The organism is Mangrovibacter phragmitis, from assembly GCF_040429585.1.
In the GTDB taxonomy this organism is placed as follows: Bacteria; Pseudomonadota; Gammaproteobacteria; order Enterobacterales; family Enterobacteriaceae; genus Mangrovibacter; species Mangrovibacter phragmitis.
The window spans coordinates 512,453-538,427 of the sequence record NZ_CP134782.1; the positions used below are offsets into that span (position 1 = coordinate 512,453).

General features: G+C 49.7%; 30 protein-coding genes, 1 pseudogene and 1 riboswitch. Of the genes and pseudogenes, 18 read left to right on the forward strand and 13 right to left on the reverse strand.

Going from position 1 to position 25,975, the window contains the following annotated elements:
- Positions 1-2: 2 nt before the first annotated feature.
- Positions 3-272 carry a hypothetical protein gene (locus MPHASIOC01_RS02355; RefSeq protein WP_039261844.1) on the forward strand — a complete coding sequence of 90 codons (270 nt, stop codon included), beginning with the start codon at positions 3-5 and terminating at the stop codon, positions 270-272.
- A gap of 40 nt (positions 273-312) precedes the next feature.
- On the opposite strand, the gene MPHASIOC01_RS02360 is transcribed toward MPHASIOC01_RS02355, so the two are convergent.
- A complete protein-coding gene (locus MPHASIOC01_RS02360; protein WP_353613859.1) occupies positions 313-759 on the reverse strand; it encodes a glycoside hydrolase family protein in 447 nt (148 codons plus the stop codon).
- A gap of 39 nt (positions 760-798) precedes the next feature.
- Between MPHASIOC01_RS02360 and MPHASIOC01_RS02365 the strand changes: the two genes are divergently transcribed.
- From MPHASIOC01_RS02365 to MPHASIOC01_RS02380, 4 genes are read left to right on the forward strand one after another with little or no spacing between them, the layout of a single operon-like run.
- The gene (locus MPHASIOC01_RS02365) at positions 799-1,230 is read left to right on the forward strand and encodes a hypothetical protein (protein ID WP_097494963.1); all 432 of its coding nucleotides are present in this window, start codon (positions 799-801) and stop codon (positions 1,228-1,230) included.
- Positions 1,231-1,239: 9 nt separating this feature from the next.
- Positions 1,240-1,848 carry a hypothetical protein gene (locus MPHASIOC01_RS02370; protein ID WP_097494962.1) on the forward strand — a complete coding sequence of 203 codons (609 nt, stop codon included), beginning with the start codon at positions 1,240-1,242 and terminating at the stop codon, positions 1,846-1,848.
- 1 nt (position 1,849) lies between these two features.
- Positions 1,850-2,173, forward strand: coding sequence for a hypothetical protein (locus tag MPHASIOC01_RS02375; RefSeq protein WP_353613860.1), 324 nt, complete (start codon positions 1,850-1,852; stop codon positions 2,171-2,173).
- A 3-nt stretch (positions 2,174-2,176) separates the two neighbouring features.
- Positions 2,177-2,476 (forward strand): hypothetical protein, encoded by a 300-nt coding sequence (locus MPHASIOC01_RS02380; protein ID WP_097494960.1) that lies wholly within the window; start codon positions 2,177-2,179, stop codon positions 2,474-2,476.
- 90 nt (positions 2,477-2,566) lie between these two features.
- Here the strand turns inward: MPHASIOC01_RS02380 and MPHASIOC01_RS02385 are convergent, their stop codons facing one another.
- From MPHASIOC01_RS02385 to MPHASIOC01_RS02395, 3 genes and pseudogenes are all read right to left on the reverse strand, one after another.
- Positions 2,567-3,262, reverse strand: a complete 696-nt coding sequence (locus MPHASIOC01_RS02385) for a hypothetical protein (protein ID WP_097494959.1) — start codon at positions 3,260-3,262, stop codon at positions 2,567-2,569.
- A gap of 97 nt (positions 3,263-3,359) precedes the next feature.
- Positions 3,360-4,202 (reverse strand): pyridoxal phosphatase, encoded by an 843-nt coding sequence (locus tag MPHASIOC01_RS02390; protein ID WP_353613861.1) that lies wholly within the window; start codon positions 4,200-4,202, stop codon positions 3,360-3,362.
- Between the two features lie 151 nt (positions 4,203-4,353).
- Positions 4,354-4,575, reverse strand: a pseudogene (locus MPHASIOC01_RS02395) (HAD-IIB family hydrolase); the annotation flags it as partial.
- 141 nt (positions 4,576-4,716) lie between these two features.
- Here MPHASIOC01_RS02395 and pgl point away from each other — a divergent pair.
- Entirely contained in the window at positions 4,717-5,712 is a 996-nt protein-coding gene (pgl, locus tag MPHASIOC01_RS02400; RefSeq protein ID WP_353613862.1) for a 6-phosphogluconolactonase, read from the forward strand.
- A gap of 264 nt (positions 5,713-5,976) precedes the next feature.
- Here pgl and MPHASIOC01_RS02405 read toward each other — a convergent pair whose 3' ends face one another.
- The 3 genes from MPHASIOC01_RS02405 to bioA all read right to left on the reverse strand — a co-directional run bounded on the left by MPHASIOC01_RS02405 (position 5,977) and on the right by bioA (position 9,248).
- Positions 5,977-7,281, reverse strand: a complete 1,305-nt coding sequence (locus tag MPHASIOC01_RS02405) for a putative acyl-CoA thioester hydrolase (protein ID WP_064599797.1) — start codon at positions 7,279-7,281, stop codon at positions 5,977-5,979.
- Positions 7,282-7,394: 113 nt separating this feature from the next.
- Positions 7,395-7,871, reverse strand: coding sequence for a kinase inhibitor (locus tag MPHASIOC01_RS02410; RefSeq protein ID WP_064599799.1), 477 nt, complete (start codon positions 7,869-7,871; stop codon positions 7,395-7,397).
- Positions 7,872-7,931: 60 nt separating this feature from the next.
- Complete coding sequence (bioA, locus tag MPHASIOC01_RS02415) at positions 7,932-9,248, reverse strand: adenosylmethionine--8-amino-7-oxononanoate transaminase (RefSeq protein WP_074388830.1); 1,317 nt, start codon at positions 9,246-9,248, stop codon at positions 7,932-7,934.
- Between the two features lie 111 nt (positions 9,249-9,359).
- Here bioA and bioB point away from each other — a divergent pair, with 111 nt between their 5' ends.
- The 4 genes from bioB to bioD are packed head-to-tail and all read left to right on the forward strand — an operon-like array spanning position 9,360 to position 12,963.
- The gene (bioB, locus tag MPHASIOC01_RS02420; RefSeq protein ID WP_353613863.1) at positions 9,360-10,397 is read left to right on the forward strand and encodes a biotin synthase BioB; all 1,038 of its coding nucleotides are present in this window, start codon (positions 9,360-9,362) and stop codon (positions 10,395-10,397) included.
- Positions 10,397-11,551, forward strand: a complete 1,155-nt coding sequence (gene bioF / locus MPHASIOC01_RS02425) for an 8-amino-7-oxononanoate synthase (RefSeq protein WP_064599805.1) — start codon at positions 10,397-10,399, stop codon at positions 11,549-11,551. Before bioB ends, bioF begins: the two co-directional genes overlap by 1 nt.
- Positions 11,532-12,290: a malonyl-ACP O-methyltransferase BioC gene (bioC, locus tag MPHASIOC01_RS02430; protein ID WP_353613864.1), complete on the forward strand. Its 759-nt coding sequence runs from the start codon at positions 11,532-11,534 to the stop codon at positions 12,288-12,290. The genes bioF and bioC overlap by 20 nt, the downstream gene beginning before the upstream one ends.
- Entirely contained in the window at positions 12,283-12,963 is a 681-nt protein-coding gene (gene bioD, locus MPHASIOC01_RS02435) for a dethiobiotin synthase (RefSeq protein ID WP_353613865.1), read from the forward strand. The genes bioC and bioD overlap by 8 nt, the downstream gene beginning before the upstream one ends.
- 10 nt (positions 12,964-12,973) lie before the next feature.
- Here bioD and MPHASIOC01_RS02440 read toward each other — a convergent pair whose 3' ends face one another.
- Positions 12,974-13,684, reverse strand: a complete 711-nt coding sequence (locus tag MPHASIOC01_RS02440) for an ATP-binding cassette domain-containing protein (protein WP_064599809.1) — start codon at positions 13,682-13,684, stop codon at positions 12,974-12,976.
- 885 nt (positions 13,685-14,569) lie between these two features.
- On the opposite strand from MPHASIOC01_RS02440, the gene uvrB reads away from it, so the two are divergent.
- Positions 14,570-16,591 (forward strand): excinuclease ABC subunit UvrB, encoded by a 2,022-nt coding sequence (gene uvrB / locus MPHASIOC01_RS02445; RefSeq protein WP_064599812.1) that lies wholly within the window; start codon positions 14,570-14,572, stop codon positions 16,589-16,591.
- Positions 16,592-16,593: 2 nt separating this feature from the next.
- On the opposite strand, the gene yvcK is transcribed toward uvrB, so the two are convergent.
- On the reverse strand, positions 16,594-17,502 hold the full coding sequence (gene yvcK, locus MPHASIOC01_RS02450) for a uridine diphosphate-N-acetylglucosamine-binding protein YvcK (protein WP_064599814.1): 909 nt from the start codon (positions 17,500-17,502) through the stop codon (positions 16,594-16,596).
- Positions 17,503-17,727: 225 nt separating this feature from the next.
- A riboswitch (molybdenum cofactor riboswitch) is annotated at positions 17,728-17,864 on the forward strand.
- On the opposite strand from yvcK, the gene moaA reads away from it, so the two are divergent.
- From moaA to MPHASIOC01_RS02480, 6 genes are all read left to right on the forward strand, one after another.
- Complete coding sequence (gene moaA / locus MPHASIOC01_RS02455) at positions 17,852-18,841, forward strand: GTP 3',8-cyclase MoaA (RefSeq protein ID WP_064599816.1); 990 nt, start codon at positions 17,852-17,854, stop codon at positions 18,839-18,841. (Overlaps the previous riboswitch by 13 nt.)
- A 20-nt stretch (positions 18,842-18,861) precedes the next feature.
- The gene (gene moaB, locus MPHASIOC01_RS02460; RefSeq protein WP_353613866.1) at positions 18,862-19,374 is read left to right on the forward strand and encodes a molybdenum cofactor biosynthesis protein B; all 513 of its coding nucleotides are present in this window, start codon (positions 18,862-18,864) and stop codon (positions 19,372-19,374) included.
- A 2-nt stretch (positions 19,375-19,376) separates the two neighbouring features.
- Positions 19,377-19,862 carry a cyclic pyranopterin monophosphate synthase MoaC gene (gene moaC, locus MPHASIOC01_RS02465; RefSeq protein ID WP_064599819.1) on the forward strand — a complete coding sequence of 162 codons (486 nt, stop codon included), beginning with the start codon at positions 19,377-19,379 and terminating at the stop codon, positions 19,860-19,862.
- Positions 19,855-20,100, forward strand: a complete 246-nt coding sequence (moaD, locus tag MPHASIOC01_RS02470; protein ID WP_064599822.1) for a molybdopterin synthase sulfur carrier subunit — start codon at positions 19,855-19,857, stop codon at positions 20,098-20,100. The genes moaC and moaD overlap by 8 nt, the downstream gene beginning before the upstream one ends.
- 1 nt (position 20,101) lies before the next feature.
- The gene (gene moaE / locus MPHASIOC01_RS02475) at positions 20,102-20,557 is read left to right on the forward strand and encodes a molybdopterin synthase catalytic subunit MoaE (protein WP_353613867.1); all 456 of its coding nucleotides are present in this window, start codon (positions 20,102-20,104) and stop codon (positions 20,555-20,557) included.
- 68 nt (positions 20,558-20,625) lie between these two features.
- Complete coding sequence (locus tag MPHASIOC01_RS02480; RefSeq protein ID WP_064599826.1) at positions 20,626-21,336, forward strand: Bax inhibitor-1/YccA family protein; 711 nt, start codon at positions 20,626-20,628, stop codon at positions 21,334-21,336.
- Positions 21,337-21,340: 4 nt separating this feature from the next.
- Here MPHASIOC01_RS02480 and MPHASIOC01_RS02485 read toward each other — a convergent pair whose 3' ends face one another.
- From MPHASIOC01_RS02485 to MPHASIOC01_RS02495, 3 genes are read right to left on the reverse strand one after another with little or no spacing between them, the layout of a single operon-like run.
- The gene (locus tag MPHASIOC01_RS02485) at positions 21,341-22,354 is read right to left on the reverse strand and encodes a lysylphosphatidylglycerol synthase domain-containing protein (protein WP_064599828.1); all 1,014 of its coding nucleotides are present in this window, start codon (positions 22,352-22,354) and stop codon (positions 21,341-21,343) included.
- A 2-nt stretch (positions 22,355-22,356) separates the two neighbouring features.
- Positions 22,357-23,601 carry a cardiolipin synthase ClsB gene (gene clsB / locus MPHASIOC01_RS02490; RefSeq protein WP_353613868.1) on the reverse strand — a complete coding sequence of 415 codons (1,245 nt, stop codon included), beginning with the start codon at positions 23,599-23,601 and terminating at the stop codon, positions 22,357-22,359.
- On the reverse strand, positions 23,598-24,350 hold the full coding sequence (locus tag MPHASIOC01_RS02495) for an endonuclease/exonuclease/phosphatase family protein (RefSeq protein WP_353613869.1): 753 nt from the start codon (positions 24,348-24,350) through the stop codon (positions 23,598-23,600). The genes clsB and MPHASIOC01_RS02495 overlap by 4 nt, the downstream gene beginning before the upstream one ends.
- 138 nt (positions 24,351-24,488) lie before the next feature.
- Here MPHASIOC01_RS02495 and MPHASIOC01_RS02500 point away from each other — a divergent pair, with 138 nt between their 5' ends.
- Positions 24,489-24,908 (forward strand): YbhQ family protein, encoded by a 420-nt coding sequence (locus MPHASIOC01_RS02500; protein ID WP_064599834.1) that lies wholly within the window; start codon positions 24,489-24,491, stop codon positions 24,906-24,908.
- On the opposite strand, the gene MPHASIOC01_RS02505 is transcribed toward MPHASIOC01_RS02500, so the two are convergent.
- Positions 24,870-25,973, reverse strand: a complete 1,104-nt coding sequence (locus MPHASIOC01_RS02505) for an ABC transporter permease (RefSeq protein WP_064599836.1) — start codon at positions 25,971-25,973, stop codon at positions 24,870-24,872. The genes MPHASIOC01_RS02500 and MPHASIOC01_RS02505 overlap by 39 nt on opposite strands.
- Positions 25,974-25,975 lie beyond the last annotated feature (2 nt).

The following is a 25,975-nucleotide window of genomic DNA, read 5'->3' on the forward strand; positions in this document are numbered from 1 at the left end:
TAATGGATATTGGGACACTTCTTGCTCTGGTTATTAGTGGGTTGGGCGTTTTATATTCTATCTTCCGTGACAATACAAAGGATACTACTGATTTATTAAGTCGTGTATCCTACCTTGAAACTACCATTGCGGTACAAGATAGTAACATTACACGTCTAAGCGACGAACAAGACAAGATGAAAGAAACTTTGCGAAACCTTGAAATTCAAATTCACGAATTGGATATCAAACTTGAAAGGATTATTACTATTCTTGAACAATCAAAGCAGTAATTAAAAAGGGATAGTACCGTAATTGATACTATCCCTTTTTTTACTTATTAGTTAGTTGTGCGATCATCGCATTAACTCTATTTGGTGTCTGACGATACCATAAACTATCTTTTGCTTGTTTGATTGCTTCCGTGTAGTTGGCATCACGTAGTGCTTGAATCATCTTTTTAAACTTCATCGTTCCAGATAGGCCAAGTTGAAAAATCATGATGTTCATGAAGTCTTGCCAATCTTTAGGAATGGTTAGGTTCAGTTTACTTAGCTGGCTTTCTGCTATGGCTATATCTTTATCAAGTAGGCGAAGTGCTTCAATCTCAGTAATACCGTTAGTGAAGTTTTCATTTGGTAGTACTTTATGCCCGAATCCTACGGTTAAGAACCCTTCTGTATCTTTATACGGATAGTACTTGTCATTGCGAAAGTACCCCATACGGGTTTGATATGCTTGTGAACCCTCATATTCTATTAGTCGTGTTTTTATATCCATTAAATAAATACCTTATGATAATTTTTATAAGGTATTTATATGGAAGCATGGCAATACAACGAAGATTGGAGTGAAAAGGAATTAACAAACGGTAGTTATGTAGGATTCGTGTACTTGTTCCAATTTGAAGATAATACAAGCTACATAGGTAGTAAGCAGATGTACAAGAGAGTTAAGGATATTAAGAAACTAAAAGATAATTCTGTAGAAAACGGATGGCGTGAGTACAGTTCAAGTTCAAAGATAGTTAATTCCAAGATTGAAGAAGGATTAAATTTCACTCGTACTATCTTGTGGGCTTTCCCTTCGATGAAAGAAACACTTTTTGTAGAAACAGCATTAATCATAAATGAAGGACTAAAAACGGGTAATCTGAACCTTGCCGTAATGCATAAGGCAAGATTACCGAGTGGGAAAGATGCTGTACGTATCCGTGGAATCCTTCAATCATTATATGCAATATTAAATTAAGGAATAGATATGGCATGGAGAAACACTAATAGCCCTAATGATATGAAGCGATTCATAAACAAGAATAGCCCAAAGATAGGACAAGAATTTAAAAAAGAATTAAGTAGCCGTATGCGTATAGTTACACAGCACATTCAAAGGAAGATTGATAGTGATGTAGCGGGTGGTGGTGTCGCGTTTACTGGAAAGAGTATGTACTTTAACTTTAGAAAGATAAGTGAGTTCAAGACAGTTAACCAGATCATCTTACTACCTAATCAAGCATCATATCTAAAGTACGTTCTTGATCCGACATATAAGAATGCTAATGAAGGGAAGATCATACCGCTTCCTAATGCTAAGTTAACTAAGCAAGGTAACATTACACAACTACGTTCAAGAACCAAGAGTGATAAATACAAAAAGGTGAAGAGTAGGAACGGTAACACGTACTTAATCGACACTACCAAGAAATCCTCTAAACGTAATCCTAAACTGGCTCGTGAACAAAGGGTGATTGGTTATTATGGTTCCGTTGGTAGAAAACCATTGTTTGATTTCTATGATGAAACCGAAAAGCAAGTAATAGAACAATTAAGAACATTACGCGGTACGTTTGATTACCGTTGGAGGAAGTAAGATGGATAACTTAGAAAATTTCCCATGTTATGATCATTCTGTACTAACAGATTTTTCTTTTCAGACAATACAACCTGTAAGTGTTACCTTACCATATGATAAAGCACTATCTGGTAGTAAGCTCATAAAGAAGAAAGTAGATAAAACAAAAGGTGATTTAGTCGTATACAGTTTTCATCATCATACAACACCGAAAGTAGATGAGTATGATGTATTGATGGTTGAACTACTAAAAGAACAAGTAGAAGTGAAGGTACTATTATCTTACAACCACATCTTTAAAGGTCATCGCGTAGTTTCTTGTGTTTGCCAAATACAAGGATAACATATGTTAACTACAATAAATGAATTACTCAAAATGGGTGTGAAACTGTTCATCAAGAAAAAAGGAGTAGAGAAAACAGAACCGGAATTAGAAGCAGAAAAATCTAGTGATACTAACGAAACTAATCGAGAAGAGATTAAACAGGGTAAAAGCTGGCGTAGTTTTCTTGGTTATGTTTGCACTGTCATTTTGGCTTATAATTACATTATAGTCCCTATTCTAGATTACTTTGGAATAGTGCTATTTTCATTCCCCTTGTCAGAAATCATTAGAATTATCATTATTCTGATTACTGGAAATTAACCATGAAGCCCCATAAAAGGGGCTTCATCCTAAGTATTTGTGTGCTTTAATTACATTTTAATTCCAGATATTATCTGGTATCTTTTACATTTATTGTTTGTTATAAGTAAATAATATTTCGTATTTCATCCTCATTATAGAATCCAAAATGTTAGCAACCGTATCGATTCTACCAATAATCCCTTTTGCCATTGTTTTTATTTCTTGCTGATCTAAATTGACTCCTTGCGGCACACTATTAGCAATAAGATACAACCTTCTTCTTATTTCATTACCTTCTGATTGAGATTCAGTGAGATGATATCTTACCTTGTCGAATTGTTTTTTGTAATTGAATATGACCCCCCAATTGGAGAATGTGTGCGTTATTAGTATTTGTTTGCTTATACACATGAAATAGTCATCTTGAATCTCTCTTAACTCTTCTTTCAATGATGTTGCATTTGTCTCTGAAAATTTATTGATCTGGGAAATACGCTGCATTACATATTTTAAGCGAGCGAGCACAATCATCATTTTAGCAAACTCTTCAAGTAATTCTTCAGAGCGTTTAAATGCCTTTTCATTTATTTTTGAGAATACCCATTTCTTAACTTGATACGCTGAATATATTGCTAAGGATAAAGCAACTACCGCAACAATAGCTGATAAGCCAGGGGCGGTTATTTTTTTTATATCTTTGAAAAGTAACCATGTAATGGATTCGGTTACAATAACGCCAAATAAAAAGAAGGCTATATGTATTATTTCAAGTTTGTTAAGTAATTTTTTCACAAGGCTTTTCATCTAAGGAATATCCATGACAAGTATCTAACATGTTCCAAGAAAATTTTTTCTTAAATGTTATGGTTATAGATGTTTTCAGATTCGCATCTACGAAAAATCACATCATTTCCATATTTGATGTTCGCAAAAAATGTTTATTTACCACATCCGCTATACCAGCTTCAGTATTGTTACCTATTACTAAATCAGCACAGGCTTTTACTTCATCAACAGCATTACCCATAGCAACACCCAAGCCAGCATTTTTCAACATGCTTAGATCGTTGAAATTATCGCCAAAGGCTATTACCTGGCTCATAGATAAGCCTTGTGATTCTACCCATTGTGCCAGGCGTTTACCCTTACTGTTTCCTGCCTGTGCTATGTCTACTTGGTCGTGCCAAGACCATTCACAAGCAAGGCCAAGCTCACGCTCTACGATCTGACCAAAGCTATGTAGTTTTTCAGTATCAGAATCAGTAAGGGCGAATTTCCAGATAGCATCTACATTTTGCGATGCTTCACTAAGAGAGGGTACTTGTTTGAAGATTGGACGTTGTGACTCAGGAAGAGATTTAGCCCAATTTTCTGTACGGATAATATGCCCCGTTGGTTCTTGATAGAACATAGCATTATCGGCATACATCAGGCTATGAACATTGTAACTATCAAGTAAGTGAACTAATTGTGTAGCTTGTTCTGGTTGTAATGGGTCTGAGGCAATAACTCTTTTTTCGATGTAATCGTACAATAAAGCACCATTACAACATATAGCTGGTGTATTAAGTTCTAATGCCTGATAAAAAGGATGGATGGCTACAAAGTGCCGTCCGGTAACTATGACAACCTTTGCCCCTGATCTACGGGCATTCTGTAGGGCAGATAGTGAGGCTGGTAAAATAGTTTTTTCTGGCGTCAATAAAGTGCCGTCCAGATCAAGGGCGATTACCTGATAGTTCATGTAGTGATTCACCTGATTTTGGTATGTAGTTTCCTCGATAGTACACCGCTTTGTGGCTACGACGAAACAAGGTGAAGAGTCTTGTTGAGCACTGGAACAGCGTTGGTTAATGTCGTATTGCCTTAGATGGGTGTAAATGTTGTAATAAGCGATACACACTCAAATAAGTGCCATTACAGCAGATGGCAGGTGTATCCAGGCGCAGAGCCTGATAAAAAGGGTGTATAGCGACGTGATGGCGCCCTGTCACAATCAAAACCTGGTAACCTGCCTGCTTCGCTTTTTCCAGCGCAGCAAGGGATTCAGGCAAGATGGTTTTTTGTGGCGTCAGTAAAGTGCCATCTAAATCAAGTGCAATAACACGATAAGTCATTTAAGGTTCCATTACGAAAGGGTCTGGTTCGATGGTACACCGTTGGCGCCAACAGGAAAACTCCCGGCGCCACTTGCACCGGGTACTGTCGGCTGTCCTTCTGCCCGTCGCTACCAGGCTACCGTGATAACAGGAGTATTCATGAAACAAATCGTCTATACCGCCAGTCCTGAAAGCCAGCAAATCCATGTATGGCAGCTTGATGCCAGCGGTGAGCTGACCTTGCGCCAGGTTGTGGATGTCGCAGGCCAGGTTCAGCCCCTGGTTATCAGCCCGGACAGGCGTTTTCTGTATGCTGGTGTACGCCCTGAATTCAGGGTTATCGCCTGGCATATCTCCCCGGAAGACGGCACATTGTCCGATGCCGGCCATGCTGCTTTACCTGGCAGCCCTACGCATATCTCAACCGACCACACCGGGCGTTTCTTATTCTGTGGCTCTTATAATGGTGGTTGTGTCAGTGTGACCCCACTGAACGACGGCCTGCCGGGTGAAGTGGTTGAAGTGATTGAAGGCCTGGAAGGGTGCCACTCTGCCAATATCAGCCCGGATAATAAAACCTTGTGGGTACCGGCATTAAAACAGGATCGCATCTGCCTGTTTACCCTGGAAGACAGCGGTAAATTAACACCGCAAAAACCGGCAGAAGTGACCACGGTGGAAGGAGCAGGCCCTCGCCATATGGTATTCCATCCTGGTGGGCAGTTTGCCTACTGTGTTAACGAACTCAACGGCACTGTTAATGTCTGGGCACTGAGTGACCCACACAATCAAATCGCCTGTGTGCAGACCATTGACATGATGCCGTCTGATTTCACTGGCACCCGCTGGGCGGCAGACCTTCACATTACACCTGACGGCAGGCATTTATATGCCTGCGACAGAACCTCCAGCCTGTTAACCATTTTTACTGTTTCGGAAGATGGCAGTGTACTGGCGTTGGAAGGCTTCCAGCCAACAGAAACGCAGCCGCGTGGGTTCAATATCGATAACAGCGGCAAGTATCTGATTGCGGCAGGCCAGAAATCACACCATATCGCGGTTTATGAAATTAAAGGCGAGCAAGGTTTGCTGGAAGAAAAAGGGCGTTATGCCACCGGCCAGGGGCCAATGTGGGTGGTGGTGAATCCGTTGTAAAACACAGGTAGCTATGTGTGCCACTGCCCGTGCCACATCCTGCCAAAATAAAACGCCGCAGGAATAGCTCTGCGGCGTCAGATTGATGAAAAAGAAGGAAAAAGCGTGGTTTTTCCTTCTTTTAGTTAGCAGCCGAAAATCAATAAATTGATTTTCCTGGTTTTTATTGGGTGACATCCTCTCGTTCTGTGCGGACATGAGGTTTGTCATCAGACTCACGCCGCAGGAATGACTCTGCGGCGTTTTTTCAGTCTAACCGGGGCGTTATTTTTTGGTATTAAGAACCACTTTGCTGCCTAACCCACGGTTATTGAATTCCCACATACGGTTGAAATTCACATCGTTCAGGTTGCGAACCCATTTTTTATCCTGCTCACTGCCAGTATTGCCAGCAAACGGGCGTTGGGAGTCTTTGGCTGTACCCCATGGATGAGCAGTGTTAAACCCGGCGTTAATGACACTGTCGCGAATCACTACCTGGCCGTTGGCGCTTTGCCCTGGAACGTAACCATTTTCGGCACCTAAATCCCATGCGCGCCCAAGTTGAGCCACTCCATCACCGGCTGCGTTGAATTCGCTGTTAAGCGCCAGGAAGCCATAGTAGATGTCAGGCAGGGTTGCAGGTGCGAACACATAGCCTTCTTTCTGAGTGCGGCTGTTCACCACATTGAAACGGGTGTTTTCAAACACCACGGCACCACGGCCAGATACCAGGTCAACATCTCCTTCGATATAGCTGTTGGTTACCAGTGTACGTGGCTGGCCGGTGGTCATCATCCGGTTATTCACATCACTGTTAGTTACAAAGAAGGTGTTCTGGCGGCCAAGAATATTCACATTGTTAATCTGAACCTGGTCGCCATCGCTGCGCAATGCTACGGCTTCGTGGTTACCGGCATCCACACTGTCACCCAGGGTGTTCTGAATGGTCAGGTTCTGCAATTGCAGGCCGCTGTTTTGCGACCAGACAGCAGCTGAACACATAATCCCCATCTCTGCACCACGCCGATTCAGGCAGTTCTGGTACATGTACCATGCAGATTTACCCGGCATAAATTGCCCGGCAGGGTTAAGGGTTTTACGCCAGGTTGCTTTGTCCATACGCGCATCCAGCGCCAGGCCGATTTTGACATCAGCAGGTTTGGCTCCGGTTCCGTACAGCGTCAGGCTGCCTGGAGCCGCAGGAATATACACCGCTTCCTGATAATCGCCGGGCATAATCGCGATATACAAACGGTGGCTGGCATGGCGGGCCATTGCCGCATCAACGGCAGACTGAATGGTGTTTTGTGTCACTCCTGGCGTACCAGCCGGGCCAACGACAAAATCAGCCTGAGCAGGTAAGGTGATACCTGTGGGTTTCCAGGGCTGAGCGCTGGGTGTCATGCTGGAAAAATAGCGGGAAGGCACAAAGTTCTGCGCTTCATCCGCAGACAGCACCGGGCGTGACTGGCTTCCCGGCGCAACCTGTTCTGACGGACGGTCCTGAGGCGGTACAGATTTACATGCCGTTAAAGTCAGGCCGAAGGCAAGAGCCAGTGCCAGGCGAGAAACCGAAAGAGTGTTCAAGGGTTGCTCCTTGCTTAGCAAAAAAAGGGAACGTTTCAGTAAAGTTTGCTTTTTTATACTAAGTTGAGCAAAACAGGAAGCCGATTTATGTATCGGCCCCTAAAAAAGCATATTCAGCGGTACATTGCGGTAAGTGTGGCATTCCCTAAGGTATGAAAATGCACATTAAAGCCAACCATCGCCCCGCTGGAATGGGTATCGACATCTATCTGTGCAACATCCAGTGCATGCACCGTGAAAATATAGCGGTGGCGTTCACCAGCTGGCGGCGCCGCGCCACCATACTGGCTGTTACCAAAGTCAGTGCGTGTCTGTAATGCTTTACCAGGCAGCGGGGCGATACCGGAGCCTGCACCCTGTGGCAGTTCGCGGGTCTCTGCCGGGATATTGGCAACTATCCAGTGCCACCAACCTGAGCCTGTCGGTGCATCCGGGTCATAACAGGTGACAACAAAACTCTTAGTGCCTGCCGGGGCATCATCCCAGGAGAGTTGGGGGGAGACGTTATCTCCCTGGTAGCCCATTCCGTTAAATACATGGCGGTCTGGCAGCGTCTGCCCGTCCTGAAAATCCGTGCTAAACAGTTTCATGATATCTCCCGTGAGTGGTTGTCTGGCAAGTGTAGAGCATCTGCCAGTGGCAGGGGAAACTCAGCCGCCATTAATGTTAAACAGAGACGGTTGCTCCACGGCCAGAGTGGTGGCCCGGGTGAGTTTGGTCAGCTCCTGCTCACAGATAATAAAGGGTGGCATCAGGTAGATTAGCCGCCCGAAGGGTCTTACCCAGACACCTTCATCCACAAAGAAGCGTTGCAATGCGGCCATATTTACCGGATGCACGGTTTCTACAACACCAATTGCCCCCAGTACCCGCACATCTTTTACTAACGCTGACTGTGCCAGTGGCTGTAACTGTGCCTGTAGCTGGCGTTCAATTTTGGCAACCTGTGTTTGCCACTCACCAGTTTGCAGAATATCCAGGCTGGCACAGGCTGCGGCACAGGCCAGCGGGTTTCCCATAAATGTCGGGCCATGCATAAAACAGCCTGCCTCGCCATTACTGATAGTCCCGGCAATCTCCCTGCGGGCAAGCGTGGCGGAAAGGGTCATCGTACCGCCAGTCAGCGCTTTGCCCAGACACAGAATATCGGGGCTGATTTGGGCATGTTCACAGGCGAACAGCTTACCTGTTCGGCCAAAGCCGGTGGCAATTTCATCGGCAATCAGCAAAATGCCTTCGCGGTCACACATTTGCCGCACGCGCTTAAGCCAGTTGGGGTGGTAGAAACGCATGCCACCGGCACCCTGAACCACTGGCTCCAGGATGATGGCGGCAATTTCGTCACGGTGTGCCGCCAGCAACCGGGCGAAGGCAATAACATCCTGTTCATTCCATTCGTCATCGAACCTGGATTGCGGGGCCGGGGCAAAAATATTATCCGGCAGGTAGCCTTTCCACAGGCTGTGCATGGAGTTATCCGGGTCACAGACCGACATAGCAGCAAACGTATCGCCGTGGTAACCGTGGCGAAACGTCATAAACCGGCGGCGTGGCTGGCCTTTTGCCTGCCAGTATTGCAATGCCATTTTCATGGCGACTTCAACAGCTACCGAGCCAGAATCAGCCAGAAAGACACACTCCAGCCCGTCCGGGGTCATCTCAACCAGCTTGCGGCACAACGTTATGGCGGGCGCATGGGTAATGCCACCAAACATCACATGGGGCATCGTATCAATTTGCTGCTTCATTGCCTGTGTCAGGTGTGGGTGGTTATAGCCATGAATTGCCGCCCACCATGAAGACATCCCGTCTACCAGTTGTCTGCCATCCGCAAGTGTCAGAGTACAACCTTGCGTGCTGGTGACCGGGTAAACCGGTAATGGATTGGTCATCGACGTATACGGGTGCCAGATATGGCGCTGGTCGAAATCCAGACCATGTTGATCGATCATATTCTTGTAAACCATTTTAAAAAGATTTAGTTTACGACACTAAAGCATGTAAACCAAAAATAACAGCCTTTAGTTTACAACTATCAGCTCAGATTACAGCTCATATCACTTATTCTGGAGATGCCAGTGGCACATACTCAACGTTGGACAATGTCGCAAGTTACCGCTCTGTTTGAAAAACCGCTTCTTGAACTTCTGTTCGAGGCTCAACAGGTACATCGCCAGCATTTTGATCCTCAGCAGGTTCAGGTCAGCACCTTGCTATCGATTAAAACCGGGGCCTGCCCGGAAGATTGTAAGTACTGCCCACAAAGTGCCCGTTATAAAACAGGCCTGGAATCAGAACGCCTGATGGAGGTGGAGCAGGTGCTGGCTTCTGCCGAAAAAGCGAAAGCAGCAGGTTCAGGCCGCTTCTGTATGGGGGCTGCGTGGAAGAACCCTCAGGACCGCGATATGCCGTACCTGGAACAAATGGTGAAAGGGGTTAAAGCGCTGGGGCTGGAAGCCTGTATGACACTGGGCACACTGACTGGCAGCCAGGCACAACGGCTGGCGGACGCCGGGCTGGATTACTATAACCATAACCTGGACACCTCACCCGAATTTTACGGCAACATTATTACCACCCGTACTTACCAGGAGCGCCTCGATACTCTGGGCAAAGTACGCGATGCCGGAATTAAAGTGTGTTCAGGGGGAATAGTGGGCCTGGGGGAAAGCGTAAACGACCGTGCCAGTTTGTTGCTGCAACTGGCAAACCTGCCCACACCTCCGGAAAGTGTGCCGGTTAATATGCTGGTGAAAGTGAAAGGCACACCACTGGCAGACAACGACGATGTTGATCCTTTTGATTTTATCCGCACCATTGCGGTAGCCCGTATCATGATGCCTTCTTCCTGGGTCCGCTTATCCGCCGGGCGTGAGCAAATGAATGAACAAACCCAGGCCATGTGTTTTATGGCAGGGGCTAACTCGGTGTTCTATGGCTGCAAACTGCTCACCACACCTAATCCTGAAGAAGATAAAGACCTGCAATTGTTCCGCAAACTGGGGATCAACCCGCAAACCACACAAGTCAGCCATGGAGATAACGCCCAGGAAAGTGAATTAACTGAGCAGTTATTACATGCAGACACCGAACAATTTTACAATGCCGCACTCTGATGAGCTGGTCGCAACGTATTGATAACGCGCTGTCAGCACGGCGCGAGCAAGGTCTGTGGCGCGCAAGGCAGGTGCGCCACCCGGGCACTGAGCGCATGTTCTCCGACGGGCAGCAGCAGTGGCTTAACTTTGCCAGTAACGATTACTTAGGGATGAGCCAGCACCCTGCGGTTATCCGCGCCTGGCAAGCCGGAGCCGCGCGCTATGGTGTGGGAAGTGGTGGCTCCGGCCATGTCACTGGCTATACCCGCGCCCATGCTGAGCTGGAAACGTCTCTGGCTGGCTGGCTGGGCTACCCGCGCGCCTTACTGTTTATTTCTGGTTTTGCAGCCAACCATGCCGTAATCAGCGCACTAATGCAGCAAGGCGACAGGCTGCTGGCCGATAAGCTGAGTCATGCCTCGTTACTGGAAGCAGCTATACAGTCACCTGCCGTGTTGCGCCGTTTTGCACATAATGATGCCGGTTCTCTGGGGCGTTTACTTGCTGGTGGGCATACCGCAGAGCAACTGGTGGTCACGGAAGGGGTGTTCAGTATGGATGGCGACCAGGCACCACTACCTGAACTGGCCCGGCTTGCCGGGCAGTCTGGTGCGTGGTTGATGGTGGATGACGCCCATGGCATTGGCGTGCAGGGCGAGGGAGGCAGGGGAAGTTGCTGGCAGGCCGGTATTCAGCCAGATGTTCTGGTGGTGACCTTTGGTAAAGCCTTCGGTGCCAGTGGGGCTGCGGTATTGTGCAGTGAAGCCGTTGCCGATTACCTGGTCCAGTTTGCCCGCCACCTGATTTACAGCACATCGCTCCCACCTGCACAGGCCGAAGCACTCAGCGCCGCACTGGCCGTGATCCGCCACGCTGATGAAGCCCGGGAAGCACTTCAGCGCCATATTGGGCATTTCCGGGCCGGAGCGGCGGGTTTGCCCTGGGCGCTGTGTGAGTCATCTACGGCGATTCAGCCACTGATAATTGGTGATAATGCCCGTGCATTGCACCTTGCTCAGTGCCTGCGCGAGCAGGGCATCTGGGTGACAGCGATACGCCCGCCGACCGTTCCACCCGGTACCGCCCGGTTGCGTTTCACATTGACGGCGGCTCACCAGCCAGAAGATATCGACCGCTTACTGGAGGTGTTGTATGCCCTTGCCCGTGAATAAAGCAGCCGTGGCGGCGGCCTTTGGGCGTGCCGCTTCTGGTTATGACAAACATGCCCATTTTCAGCGTGAAAGCGGCCAGCAGCTTATTACCTTGTTGGGTGACATTTCTCCTTCCCGGGTACTGGACGCCGGGTGTGGCACCGGTTGGTTCAGCCGCTACTGGCATCAGCGTGGTGCAGCTGTTACCGGACTGGATCTCTCCGTTGCCATGCTGGAGCAGGCAAGCCTGCACAGCCCGGCAATAGAGTTCCTGTGTGGCGATATAGAAGCATTGCCACTTCCTGATGCCAGTGTTGATCTCGCCTGGAGCAATCTTGCTATTCAGTGGTGCGCGGATCTACGCCTGGCGCTGAGTGAACTCTGCCGGGTAACCCGCCCCGGAGGGCATGTCGCGTTCACAACACTGGCAGCAGGGTCGCTGCGTGAATTACACCAGGCATGGCGTGCGGTTGACCAGCGTAGCCATGGCAACCACTTCCTGCCCCGGCAAGCCATTGACGACGCCTGTCGCGGCTGGCAGTGCCAAATAAACACAGTCACCGTACGTGAACGCTGGGCTGATGTGCTGAGCGCAATGCGTTCCCTGAAAGGGATTGGCGCCACGCATTTGCACGCCGGGCGCGCCCCTGCCACGTTAACCCGGCAACAGCTTCAGGCGCTGTCACTGGCCTGGCCGCAGGAGGCGGGTGAATACCTGTTAAGTTACCAGTTAATAGTAGGAGTGATTACGCGTGAGTAAACGTTGGTTTGTTACGGGAACGGATACTGAGGTCGGGAAAACTGTTGCCAGTTGTGCGCTGTTACAGGCGGCAGCACAGCACGGGTTTCGTACTGCTGGTTACAAGCCAGTGGCGTCAGGCAGTGAATCCACGCCGGAAGGAATACGTAACAGTGATGCACTGGCTTTGCAGCGCAACAGTACCGTACCGCTGGCCTACCACCAGGTAAACCCACTGGTCTTTCTGGAACCCACTTCGCCGCATCTGGTCAGCCGGGATACCGGGCAGCCCATTACCTTTCCCGTAATCTCTGCCGGGTTAGCTGCGCTGGAGCCTCTTGCCAGTTGGGTACAGGTTGAAGGTGCTGGTGGCTGGTTCACGCCACTGAGCGAAGAGAACACTTTTGCTGACTGGGTGGTGCAGGAACAATTGCCAGTGATTCTGGTGGTGGGGGTTAAACTTGGGTGTATCAATCACGCCATGCTGACTTTACAGGCAATTCGCCAGTCCGGGTTACCTGTTGCAGGCTGGATTTCTAATACTGTATTACCGCCAGGCGCTCGTCATCTGGATTATCTGTCAACATTACGCCAGCGGCTGGACGCGCCTTTTCTGGGAGAAATTCCTTTTCTGGAACACGCGGAAACACATACCAATCTTGGGCAGTATCTTGATATCACTGCCCTGATTTAATCTTGCGGCATTACGGTGCTATCCAGTCTGAAACCATATTGTCATCCAGCATTGTCAGGTCGCCCTGTGCAACGTTGCGCCCGCGATGCAGCAGGCAAAATTTATCCGCCACCCAACGGATAAATGACAACCGTTGTTCAACCAGCAGTATTGTCAGGCCAAATTCCTGGTTCAGGCGGCGTAATGTCTGGCCCAGGTCCTGAATAAAACTGGTGCCGCGGCCATTAGTCGGTTCGTCCAGAATCAACAGTTTGGGGTCGTTCACCAGCGCTCTTGCCAGTGCCAGTTGCTGTTGCGTATCGCCAGCCAGGTCACCACCACGTACCTGGCGCAGGGTATACAATTCCGGGAACAATTCATAAACCAGCGGCGAAATTCGCTTATGTTGTTCACCTGCAGCCATCATGGCGATATGCAGGTTCTCTTCCACACTCAATTGAGAGAAAATCCGTTTATCCTGAGGAACATAGCCTATTCCCAGGGCTGTACGCCCCTCTGGTGGGCGGGTCAGCAAATCTTCTGGCGGGCAGCCTTGTGCCTGCCAGAGCATACTGCCACTTTGTACCGGTATATGGCCGGTAATACAGTTCACCAGCGTTGTTTTACCAACGCCAGGCGCGCCAAGCAGGCAAATGCATTGCCCTGTGGGCAAGTCCAGGTCAACATTCCATAATGTATGTTTTTCACCATAAAATTGGTTAACAGCACGTAAACTCAACATAATGTCCTCCTCCCGGACCGGTTGTACGTCAGGCTATTCCACTCAGGCGTAAATTCACCCGGCGCTGGTAACCACTCATATAACCACAGCGTCCTGCATCACTTTCTGCCAACAGGAAAGGGGGTGAGCTCCAGTCTGGTAATCTGTGCAATTCTCTTGCCAGAAAGCGTAACCACGACAGAAATTTCCACGAACCAGGACGATACTTACAAAAAACACTGGTTTTGCACCCCACAACTAAGACTTTGGTTGCACTGTGCACTTTGGCAGTGCTTTGCTGAGGATAATTTTGGTGCAGCGTGTTGACACAAAACAAATCCCTGTCTGGTCTGGTGCAAATTTTGTTATCAGGTCATCAACAAAAAAGAGGGCTGCCAGCGAAAAAATTTTGCCGGAAAATTTTTTATACGCTGTTTTTGTAAGAAAGCCGCAATTCAGCGGACTATGTCCTTAAAGGGCTTAAAGCAGTTATCCACTATTCCTGTGGATAACCTTGTGCATTAGAGTTAGAAAACTCACGGCAGGCGAGAGAATACGCGGCTTTCACCTGAATTGATGTTAAAGCCACCTTTATTTAAATAGTAATAAATATCAAATAGTTATATAAAATCAATCCTTCACGGTAATGCTGCGGGTTGTGTCTTAAAACTTTCATGACATCTCTTGACAATTGTTAAAAATGGAAAAATTCTGGGGATAACCTGGTCATTGCGGATCTTGCTGGTATAAACAGCGGGTGTTTGTGCCAAACATGTCATTTTGTACTGTCATTTAGCGCGCTCACTACCGATACTGGTTATTTAGCCAGTAATTAGGGTTGGCAAAAAACGGTATGGCAGTTAAAATTGCATCTTCCTCCCGCCATGGTGCAACAGGTCTTCTCTTATGAGTAAATTGTTCAAATTACACTCCAGCTTTACGCCATCCGGGGACCAGCCCGATGCCATTCGTCGCCTGTCTGAAGGGCTGGAAGATGGCCTGGCGCACCAGACACTGCTCGGTGTAACCGGATCAGGGAAGACATTTACCATCGCGAATGTTATTGCAGACCTGCAACGCCCTACGATGGTGCTGGCACCTAACAAAACACTGGCGGCGCAGCTCTATGGCGAAATGAAAGCGTTTTTCCCGGAAAATGCGGTTGAGTATTTTGTTTCTTATTACGATTACTACCAGCCGGAAGCCTATGTTCCCAGCTCTGACACCTTTATAGAAAAAGACGCATCAGTAAATGAGCACATCGAACAGATGCGGCTTTCAGCCACCAAAGCACTGCTGGAACGGCGTGATGTGGTTGTAGTGGCATCTGTTTCTGCCATTTATGGTCTGGGTGACCCGGACCTTTACCTGAAAATGATGCTGCACCTGACGGCCGGAATGCTGATTGACCAGCGCGCTATTTTGCGTCGCCTGGCAGAGTTGCAGTACACCCGTAACGACCAGGTGTTCCAGCGCGGTACTTTCCGGGTACGTGGTGAAGTTATCGATATCTTCCCGGCGGAATCTGATGATATCGCCCTGCGGGTTGAATTGTTTGATGAGGAAGTTGAACGGTTGTCGTTATTTGACCCACTGACCGGGCAGGTGGAGTCTGTTATCCCGCGCTTTACTATTTACCCGAAAACCCATTACGTCACACCCCGCGAACGTATTTTGCAGGCGATGGAAGAAATCAAAACCGAACTGGCGGACCGGCGCAAGGTGTTACTGGCAAATAATAAATTACTCGAAGAGCAACGCATCACCCAGCGGACACAGTTTGACCTCGAAATGATGAATGAACTGGGGTATTGCTCGGGAATTGAAAACTACTCGCGCTTTCTTTCCGGGCGCGGACCGGGAGAGCCGCCACCAACATTGTTTGACTACCTGCCCGCAGATGGCCTGCTGGTTATCGATGAATCTCACGTTACCGTGCCGCAAATAGGCGGGATGTACCGCGGTGACCGGGCACGTAAAGAAACGCTGGTTGAATATGGTTTCCGGTTGCCTTCCGCGCTGGATAACCGCCCACTCAAATTCGAAGAATTTGAAGCCCTGGCACCGCAAACCATTTATGTTTCTGCCACACCGGGTAATTACGAGCTGGATAAATCCGGCGGTGAAGTAATAGACCAGGTTGTACGCCCTACAGGTCTGCTGGATCCACTGATAGAAGTGCGCCCGGTAGCTACTCAGGTGGACGATTTGCTCTCAGAAATTCGCAAGCGCACGGCCATTAATGAACGAGTGCTGGTTACCACTCTGACGAAACGTATGGCGGAAGACCTTACCGAATACCTTGAAGAGCACGGTGCCCGTGTGCGCTACCTGCACTCCGATATCGACACAGTCGAACGCATGGAGATTATCCGCGATTTGCGCCTGGGCGAGTTTGATGTACTGGTGGGGATTAACTTGTTGCGCGAAGGCCTGGATATGCCGGAAGTGTCGCTGGTGGCAATACTGGATGCTGATAAAGAAGGCTTCCTGCGTTCTGAGCGCTCACTGATTCAGACTATTGGGCGTGCGGCGCGTAACCTCAACGGCATGGCGATTCTGTATGGCGATAAAATTACACCATCGATGGCAAAAGCCATTGGTGAAACCGAACGCCGTCGCGAAAAACAGATGCTCTACAACAAAGAGCATGGCCTGGTGCCAAAAGGCCTGAACAAGAAAGTGGTGGATATCCTGGCGCTGGGCGAAGGAGTAATGAAAACCAAAGCGAAACGCGGTAAGACGCGTGGCGGAGACGCTGCTGCACGCACTGTCGCGCAAGATATGTCACCGAAGGCCATGGAGCAGAAAATCCATGAACTGGAAACACAGATGATGACTCACGCGCAAAATCTGGAATTTGAAGAGGCGGCAAAATTACGCGACCAGCTACAGCAATTGCGCGCGTTGTTTATTGCTGCCTCATAATCTTAGCTGCTTTTCTGTAGTGCCAGGTCGATGGCCTGGCGCAACCGCTGGCGGTCATGGCGGTAGGGGACATCACTGGCTGCCAGGGCAGTCTGGATCACGGTTTTGGCATCATGGCTTGCGGGCAGGGTGTTATATTCACCGGTAATAACCGTACTGATAACAGGTTTCCCTATTGCCTGCTCCATTATGTCCAGCCGCTCATCCAGCGTCAGTAAGGCCGCTGCACTGTGCTCTTTCCCCAGATTATCAATAAACACCACTTTTGCCTGAGTACGGCGCAGTGCTTCAGTTAACTCAGGCATGAGTAAAATCGGCATCAGGCTGGTATAAAAACTTCCCGGTCCAATAATCACCAGGTCGGCTTTTTCCAGAGCCAGAACTGCTTCGCGGGTGGCACAAACCTGCGGGGACAATTGCAACCTTTGTGGAGGTACCCTGAGCTGGTCAATATTTACCTCTCCCCAAACTTCATGGCCCTCGTTATCTGTGGCCAGTAAATCCACAGGTTGCTCAGACATCGGGATCAAAAACGCATCCACATGCAGCCAGGTACGAATCAGGTTAATGGCTTCCAGTGGGCGTACACTCAGGTGATCGAGTGCTTTAAGAATTAAATTCCCCAGGTTGTGGCCAGCTAACTCGCCATTGCCACTAAACCGGTATTCAAATAACGCCGATGCCACGCTCGGGTCGGTAATCAACTGGTTCACGCAATTACGCAGGTCGCCCCAGGCAATTCCCCCCTCTGAACGGCGAATGCGCCCGGTTGAACCGCCATTGTCTGTGGTGGTGACAATGCCAGTCAGGCGTTGGCCTAAAAAGCCCAGTGCAGACATTACTCGTCCAAGCCCATGACCACCACCCAGAGTGACCACACAATCCAAATCGGCCAGTGCCCGGCTGCGCATAGGTTTTCCTTATAAAACATATTTACTCCTTAAATTACCTGAATAGCGGTTAAAAGACGAACCTTTGGCAAGGGAAAATGACATCTGTCAAAGCAATGCCTGCAAACAACGGCTATTTTGTCGCGAAAATGCAGAATTGTGTCGATATATACTTGTTTATATAGCGAAAGTCGTCTGGCGCTTCATGCCAGAAAGCGCTACTATCCTGCTAACCCGGTTTCAGAAATCTGAAACTGACACTCAAGCCCTGGCGCCTGTGTCGCAAGATATGGTGCCCTGGCCGTGGCGATGCGTCGTCACCAGGGTGCAGAAAGAAATGCCTGCATCTCCCGTATTTGGAAAGGTGTACATGGTCTCTCAACTTACCGATGCATGGGCGCGTAAGTTCTATTACTTGCGTCTGTCTGTGACTGATGTTTGCAACTTTCGTTGCACATATTGCCTGCCAGATGGCTACAAACCGCACGGCGTGGCGAACAAAAGCTTTCTCAGCCTCGATGAAATTCGCCGGGTCACTCGTGCGTTTGCCGCGGCAGGCACCGAAAAAGTTCGCCTGACCGGTGGTGAGCCCTCTTTACGCCGCGACTTTACCGATATCATTGCTGCCGTTCGTGAAAATGCTTCTTTGCGCCAAATCGCTGTGACTACCAACGGTTATCGCATGGCGCGTGATGTGCAGCAATGGCGTGATGCCGGGCTGACAGCAATTAACGTCAGTGTCGACAGCCTTGATGCCCGGCAGTTCTACGCCATAACCGGGCAGGATAAATTCCGCCAGGTTATGGACGGGATTGATGCCGCGTTTGCTGCCGGGTTTGAGCGTGTGAAAGTCAATACCGTGCTGATGCGTGACGTGAACCACCACCAACTGGGCACCTTTCTTGCCTGGATTAAAACCCGGCCAATTCAATTACGCTTTATTGAACTGATGGAAACCGGCGAGGGCAGTGAACTGTTTCGCCAGCGCCATGTTTCCGGCATGGTGATTCGCGACCAGCTTCTGGAACGCGGGTGGATCCATCAGATTCGCCAGCGCAGTGACGGACCAGCTCAGGTCTTCTGCCACCCGGATTACCAGGGCGAAATTGGCCTCATCATGCCCTATGAGAAAGATTTCTGTGCCAGTTGCAACCGCCTGAGAGTGTCATCCATTGGCAATCTGCATTTATGCCTGTTTGGTGATGGCGGCATTCCGCTGCGTGATTTACTGGCAAACGACCAGCAACAGGGCGAATTGCAGGCACGTATCAGCCAGGCGCTGGCCGGTAAAAAACAGACCCATTTCCTGCATCAGGGAAATACGGGGATCACGCAGAACCTGTCGTATATCGGTGGGTAAGCGTTCGTAAGGAGAGAATCATGAGTCAGGTAAGCAGTACATTTATTCCGGCGCGTGTCGCTGTCATGACGGTGACTTCACACCGCACTGAAGAAGAAGATTCATCGGGCCATTACTTGCGTGATGTTGTCACAGAGGCGGGGCACCAGGTGGTGGCAAAGGCGATTGTCAGTGAGAACCGTTATGCCATTCGCGCCCAGGTATCGCAGTGGATTGCCAGTGATGATGTCCAGGTGGTGCTGATTAACGGCGGAACCGGGTTGACTGAGGGCGATCAGGTTCCTGAAGCCCTGTTGCCTCTGTTTGACCGTGAAATTGAAGGGTTTGGTGAAGTGTTCCGCATGCTGTCTTATGAAGAAATCGGCACGGCGACATTGCAGTCTCGGGCAGTGGCTGGCATGGCAAACCGCACAGTAATTTTCGCCATGCCGGGTTCAACCAAAGCCTGTCGCACTGCCTGGGAAAATATTATCCAGCAGCAACTCGATGCACGCCAGCGCCCGTGTAACTTCCATCCTCATCTCAAGAAATAGTTATGTCGCAATTAACCCATATTAATGCGGCTGGCGAAGCTCATATGGTGGATGTCTCCGCCAAAGCTGAAACAGCCAGGGAAGCCAGAGCGGAAGCGTTTGTCACTATGCATCCGGACACACTGGCGATGATTGTTGAAGGGCGTCATCACAAAGGTGATGTCTTCGCCACAGCGCGTATCGCCGGTATTCAGGCCGCCAAACGCACCTGGGAATTGATCCCTCTGTGCCACCCATTATTGCTCAGCAAAGTGGAAGTTCACCTGGAAGCGCAGCCTGCGGAAAACCGGGTGCGTATTGAATCAGTCTGCCGGCTGAGCGGTAAAACCGGTGTCGAAATGGAAGCGCTCACTGCAGCTTCAGTTGCCGCGCTGACCATTTACGATATGTGTAAAGCGGTTCAGAAAGATATGGTCATTGGCCCGGTACGTCTGCTGGCGAAGTCGGGCGGTAAATCAGGTGATTTCAGGGCGGTGCAGGATGATTGATGTACTTTTTTTCGCACAAGTGCGTGAACTGGTTGGCTGTGATGCTTTGCGCCTTGATGCCTCATTTTCTTCTGTTGAAGCGCTACGCCAGCACCTGGAAAACCGGGGCGGGCGCTGGGCTTTGGCACTGGAAAGCGGCAAATTATTAGCAGCTGTTAACCAGACGCTGGTCCCTCTTGACCACGCTATTCAGGCGGGCGACGAGGTGGCCTTTTTCCCCCCGGTCACCGGAGGCTGATATGGAAGAACAAACACGCATTGGTGTGGGGCGCGACAACATTGATGTCGGCGCCGAATATCAGTGGCTGGCGGCGTGCGATGACGACGGTGCTGTGGTGACATTTACCGGAAAAGTGCGTAACCACAATCTGGGTGATAATGTCAGCGCACTGTGCCTGGAACATTACCCAGGCATGACGGAAAAAGCGCTGGCAGAAATTGTTGCCACCGCGCGTGAACGTTGGCCGCTGCAACGTGTAACCGTTCTTCACCGTATTGGCGAAATGTACCCAGGTGAAGAAATTGTATTTGTCGGTGTGACCGGTGCACACCGCAGCAGCGCTTTTGCCGCGGCAGAATTCATTATGGATTACCTGAAAACCCGGGCTCCGTTCTGGAAACGGGAATCGACTGAGCAGGGGGCTCGCTGGGTTGAAGCTCGTGAAAGCGATAAAGTTGCTGCAGAACGCTGGTAAGACTGCGCATTACAGCTGAATGTGGTAGTCTGAAGGCCTGTTTTTCCATCAAAATCAGAGGATATGTCATGGACCGCTTCCCACACGCCAATGGCACAATCGTCCAGAACACCCGCACCGGGCTGCAAACCTATATGGCGCAGGTGTATGGCTGGATGACTTGTGGCCTGTTACTGACGGCATTTGTCGCCTGGTATGCCGCAGCGACTCCGGCAGTCTTGATGTTTGTTTTTTCCAGTAAGCTAACGTTTTTTGGTTTAATCATTGCTCAACTGGCGCTGGTGTTTGTTCTGTCCGGTATGGTGCATAAACTGAGTGGCGCTATGGCAACCACGCTGTTTATGCTTTATTCCGCGCTAACCGGGCTGACGTTGTCGAGTATTTTTGTGGTTTATACTTACTCGTCTATCGCCAGCACATTTGTGGTGACCGGGGGGATGTTTGGCGCAATGAGCCTGTATGGGTACACTACGAAGCGTGATCTGAGCAAATTCGGCAGCATGCTGTTTATGGCCCTGATCGGTATTGTTCTGGCTTCTGTAGTCAACATCTGGCTGAAAAGCACCGCGTTAATGTGGGCTGTGACCTATATTGGTGTGGTGGTTTTTGTTGGCCTGACAGCCTGGGATACCCAGAAACTGAAAAGTATTGGCAGCCAGATTGATACCCGTGACAGCACCAACCTGCGCCGCTACTCCATTATGGGTGCCCTGACGCTGTACCTTGATTTCATCAACCTGTTCCTGATGATGTTGCGTATTCTCGGCAACCGCCGTTAAGCGCTTATTGCAGCCCGGTGGCGCGCGTTTTAACCGCGCCCACCTGGTTGCGCTTTCCCTCGCCTTCCTTGCGTAATTTTTCCGCCCGGCTTTCCAGTACGGCATAACACACCGCTGCAATGATTAATGGAATAAAGTAATACAATGCCCGCCAGACCAGTAACGCGGCAATAATACTGCCGTGGCTGATTTGCGAGGCAGGTAGCAATGCCAGAAACACCGCTTCCAGTACCCCAATCCCGGCCGGAATATGAATAATCACCCCCGCAATACTGCTGAGTAATGTCACTGCCAGTACCGTCATAAAATCAACCTGTTGCTGCATCAGTAACCAAATTGTTGTGCCCATAATCAGCCAGTTCAGTGCAGACAACAAAAACTGCGTTATGGCAAAACGGGCTCCTGGCAGGCGTATTCGCCGCCCACGGATTCGCCACGTTCTTTTCGGGGAGAAAGAGCACAACAACAGCCAACAGATGCTTAACGCGAGTAATACCCCGCCAATACAGCGCAGCGTCAGCGTATCAATGTACCACCCTGCGGGCAGGTGCAGCGCACCAAAAGTAAACAGTATCCCGCCTACCAAAATATAACCCAGCCAGTTAGTCATAATACTAAAAGAAAAAATCCGGGCGATAGTGCCGCTACCCAGGCCTAACCGCGAGTACAGCCGGTAACGCATACCAATTCCACCGACCCAGGTGCTTAGTGTCAGGTTAAAGGCATAACAAATAAAAGACACCAGCATGACTACCCGGGCAGACAGACCGTGCCCGGACCATGACCGGCTTAATAAATCATACAGACCATAGATGGTGTAGCTAATAACCACTAATCCGGCTGCACCGAATAGTGCGTTGCGGTTATAGGTCATTAAGGACTGCCAGACCTCCTGCCAGTCAACCTGGCGGGCATAAAGCACAAGCAATACCACAACAACCAGTAGAAATACGCCAGATAATCCTTTTTTGATTCGGCGGCGGGAGTGGGAGCTGAGTGAGCGGTGCAGTAACGACATTGTCATTGTCCTCCTGAGTCCGTAGTGGCATGTTGGTCCTGTTGCTCAAGCTCAGGCTGAACTGGCGGCCGGACACGGGTAATACGTGGTGTGTGAGCAGGCAACCAGCCCACCATTGCCGGGAAATGCCGTACAAAGTGGAAAGCGAGAACACTGCAAGTCAATCCCCACCAGCGAGGGCCAGGCAACAATACCCGGTCTGCCTGGGTTTGCTCTGTGCTCTGGCTTATCAATTTCATCAGGTTATCGCGCAATGTCTGGTTGAATTCACGGTCATGAATCACCAGGTTGGCTTCAAGGTTCAGTGACAAACTAAGCGGGTCGAGGTTGCTGGAGCCAACTGTTGCCCAATGGCTGTCCATCACAGCAACTTTGCCGTGTAACGGGCGCTGCTGGTATTCATAAATATGGACACCGGCTTTGAGCAGGTAAGGGTAGAGCAGGCGGGCCGCGGTTTTTACCATCGGAATGTCGGGCTCGCCCTGCAAAATCAGTTTAACGCTGACACCACGGCGTGCTGCGTTTCGCATGGCATGCAGCAGCCGGTACCCCGGGAAGAAATAGGCATTGGCAATAATCACCTCACGGCGTGCCCGGGCCAGCATACGCAAATAATAACGCTCAATATCATCCGGATGGCGGTTGTTATCACGCCAGATAAACAGCGCCTGTGCTTCTCCAGCCTGGTTCTGGTCCTGCGCTCTGTGCCGATGCCAGCGCCAGCGGCGTGTTCGGGTACTTTCCGGCAGGTTAGCAATAACAAACTGTTGAATATCGCTGACCACCGGGCCACGAACCGCAACGGCATAATCCTGTTTGGCTTCCGGTCCGTAACTGGTGAGGTGTTCAGCGGAGTAATTAATGCCACCAACAAACGCCAGTTCACCGTCAATTACCACTATTTTGCGGTGCATCCGGCGGAACAGATTAGTTCGCATACCAAGAAACAGCGGTGACGGGTCGTAATAACGTACAACCACACCCGCCTGAGTCAGCGTATTGATAAATGTCTCGCTCAGATCAGGGGAACCATAGCCATCCATCAACACTTCTACCTGTACACCACGCTGTGCCGCTTCCAGCAATACCTGGTGCAGTGCCTGGCCTGCGTTATCATCAAACCAGATGAATGTTTCCAATAACACCTGCTTTTTCGCCTGGCTTATGGCGTCGAAAACTGCCGGATAATAAGCGTCGCCATTCTCCAGTAACGTAATCTGGTTACCGCTTCTCCATGTCGTTTTCACAGACTAATCTCCACCGCTAATGGCGCATGATCCGACAAACCACGCCACGGGCCCGAAGAGAAGGGCAAAGGTTTGCACTGTTTCACATGGCGCACATAAATCCTGTCAAGACGCAAAAAAGGGTACCATACCGGGAATGTGCGGGCCGGTTTGCCAAACTCGCGGCTGAATACTTCTTCCATACCATTCTGCTCATGCAGACGTGGGTGGAGCCGTTGCCGCCAGTCATTAAAATCGCCTGCCACAACCAGTGGCGCATTCTCAGGCAGTTGGCAAATCACTGCCCACAGTTTTTCCAGTTGTGCCTGGCGATGTGGCTCTTTAAGCCCCAGGTGAACACAAATAACATGGAGTGGCACGGGCTTGCCGGGTATGTTGAGGCGGCAGTAAAGCAGGCCTCGTTGTTCATGTCCTTCGATGGAAACGTCAATATTCTCGCTGTGTTCAATTGGAAAGCGCGATAAAACTGCGTTCCCGTGGTGACCTTCCGGATAAACCGCATTGCGCCCATAGGCATAATCGCGCCAGACTGTATCGGCCAGATACTCATAGTGACTGGCTGTTGGCCAGCCGGGTACAGCCCGTGCCAGAGTTTGGTGCTCACCGCTGACCTCCTGCAGGCAAACAATGTCTGCGAGTGTTGCACGCAAAGCATCGCGCAGTGCTGGCAGTGAAAAGCGGCGGTTAAAAGCAGTAAATCCTTTATGTGTGTTTATTGTTAGAATTTTGATAATTGAATGTGAAGGCATGGTGCCGATTTCCTCCTTGTTTTGTTTCTGTGTGCAAATAAAGTGTAGTGTTTGTCACAAAAAACTGGCGGGATACGGAATTTTCCGTAAAGTGCGGTACTCTGATTAGTAGTCAAAAAATCCGTCAGGAGAGAAGACATGAAATGGCAACAACGACTTCGTGTCGCAACAGGCCTGAGTTGCTGGCAAATTATTCTGCATTTGCTGGTTATAGCCGTGCTGGTTGCCGGCTGGATGAGTCAATCCCTGGTTCAGGTTGGTATTGGTCTGTGTCTGTTATACACACTGACTTTAGTGATGATGCTGGCGTTACAGCGTTTTCATGACGGCTGGCTCCGGGAGTTAGGTGATTTTCTCGAAGAGCTCACCACCACATGGTATTTTGGTACGGCGTTAATATGCCTGTGGCTGTTATCCCGTGTTTTTCAGAGCCATCTGGTGCTGGTGCTTGCCGGCGTGGTTATCCTCGCCGGGCCTGCAGTTGTGTCGTTACTGGCAAAAGACAGCAACCGACGCCGGTCAGGCAATTTTTCTGCGAAACATAGCGTACGCCGCTGATCCGGTTATGGCCGTTATAACTAATAACGGCCATAAGCTTCGCCACACAATACTAAAATCCGCATCTTTCAGGTAAATCTCTTTGGTGATGTCGGTGAAATGCCGAATTGGGTTTACCCATGTCAGATCCTGTAACCACACAGGCATGTTCTCTACCGGAGAAACATACCCGGAAAGCAAAATGGCTGGCATCATAAATACAAAGACACCTATAAATGCCTGTTGCTGGGTTGAACACAGCGACGAAATCAGCAGGCCAAACCCTACCAGCGATAACCCGTAAACCAGCATGGTGAAATAGAACAGCAGCAGAGAACCGGCAAAGGGGATCTGGTAAGCCCATATGCCCACACCCAACACAATCGATGCCTGAAAGCAGGCGACAATTAAGGCTGGTACGGCTTTGCCAACAAAAATCTGCCAGGTGGCGAGCGGCGAAACCAGCAACTGGTCCAGTGTGCCTTGCTCGCGTTCGCGGGCAACAGACAGTGACGTTACAATCATCACACCAATGGTGGTAATCATGGCTATCAGCGACGGGACAACAAACCATTTGTAGTCCAGATTTGGGTTATACCAGTTGCGCACCACCAGTTCACTGTTGTTCTGTTTCTGCCCGTTAAGCAGCGATTGCTGGTAATCATTGACTATCTGCTGCACATAACGGGCCGCAATTTGCGCGCTGTTTGAGTTGCGCCCATCCAGCAGTAACTGTACCTGGGCTGGGGTAAGCTGGTCCAGGTCGCGGGAAAATGTGGGCGGGAACCGCACCACCAACAATGCCCGCTGGTTATCAATAACATCACGAATCTGACCGGGGCTGTTGAGCTGTAAAATATGGGAAAATGCTTTTGCCTGTGCAATGCGCTGAGTCAGTTCGACCGAGTGTTTGCCGTTGTCTTCATTATAAATAGCCACTGTCGCGTTGGTGACCTCCAGTGTGGCGGCAAACGGGAACAGCACCACCTGAAGAATGACCGGCATTATCAGGATTGCGCGGGTTTGCGGCTCCCTTAACAGCGACTGTAATTCTTTACGGATAAGCGTCCACAAACGGTGCAGCATAG